Origin of the sequence: Neochlamydia sp. EPS4, from assembly GCF_000813665.1 — a bacterium.
GTDB lineage: Bacteria > Chlamydiota > Chlamydiia > Chlamydiales > Parachlamydiaceae > Neochlamydia.
In genome coordinates this window covers 1-1,339 of sequence record NZ_JSDQ01000108.1, presented here as the reverse complement: position 1 = coordinate 1,339, position 1,339 = coordinate 1, and the positions used below count along the sequence as shown (strand labels likewise).

The window sequence follows — 1,339 nt, the reverse complement described above, 5'->3', positions numbered from 1 at the left end:
GGCTCTTCGGAGGTCTACGTGGTAAAAAATTTCTTTAATACTAAAAGTAGTTAAATAAAAATAGCATTTGTCACATCCTAATGTTTGCAAACATAGAAGGAGGGTGAACAAATGCTAAATAATGATTATCTAACAAAGCTTATTAATTTGGAAGGGGTAAAGTTTAAGGATATTTATATTCAGGAGGATACAGTTAGAATTTTAATTACTCCTATAAATCCTACACTGCTATGCCCATACTGTAGTCAGCCCACGTTTAAGTTAGTTGATATTAAGTCAAAAGCTTATCGTGATGTGGATTTAGCTGGACGAGCTTGTTACCTTGAAATTGATTTAAGAAGGTTTGAATGCCAAGAATGTTGTTGTACTTTTAATGAACCTTTAGATTTTGCTTGTCCTTATAGGCATTATACCAAGCGATATGAGCAAGAAGTCTATAAATGCTGCCAAGAAACAACAGCTACTTATACAGGCTTAAAGTTTGGTATGAGCGATAAAACAGCTGCAGAGATTTACTACAGAGAAGCTAAGAGCAAACAACGACACTTGCAATCACTTCTACCTACGCAAGTCATGGGTATTGATGAAATTGCTATACATAAAGGGCATAAAGATTTTGCTGTCGTGATTACTGACCTGACTAATAAAAGGGTGATTGATATCCTTAAAGATAGGAAAAAAGCTACTCTAAAAGACTATATGGCGGCATGCAATGAGGAATTTAAGAAAGAGATTAAGTTTGTAGCCATAGATTTATGGGCTCCTTACCGTGCAGTAGTAGAAGAGATGCTACCTAAGGCCAAAGCTGTAGCTGATCGTTTTCATGTCATGCAAAACCTAAATCAAGCGTTAGACTGCTGCAGGAAAAGGGCAAAGCAGGAAAGCATCGATCAAGAAATATGGAAAGATACAAAGTATATCCTATTAAAGAATCGTGAGAATTTAACAGAACAGCAAGAAGATTTGCTAGGCAAGATCTTAGAGTTAAAGCCTGATTTGAAAGTGTATTATAAGCTTAAAGAGTCGTTTAGAAGCTTATTTAATGATTTAAACGATAGGCAAACAGGAAGAGAGAAATTGTCTGCTTGGGTGTTAAATATAGTTAGGCATAAAGCTGCAGGATATTACGAATTTGTAAAGACATTACTAAACTGGGAAGAAAATATATTGAATTATTTCGATAAGAGAGTAAGCAGCGGTTTCGTGGAAGGGGTCAATAACAAAATTAAGGTTATTAAAAGAAAAGCCTATAATTTTGTAAATTTCGAAAATTTTAGAATAAAAATAATAGATTCTTTTTCTTAAAATAAATTTTTACCACACAAACCTTCGGAGAACC

Annotated in this window: 1 protein-coding gene; it reads left to right on the top strand. The window is 34.2% G+C overall.

Annotated elements, in window-relative coordinates; all coding sequences use genetic code 11:
* Positions 1-111 precede the first annotated feature (111 nt).
* Complete coding sequence (locus tag DB42_RS10055; RefSeq protein WP_044882846.1) at positions 112-1,305, top strand: ISL3 family transposase; 1,194 nt, start codon at positions 112-114, stop codon at positions 1,303-1,305.
* Positions 1,306-1,339: the final 34 nt, after the last annotated feature.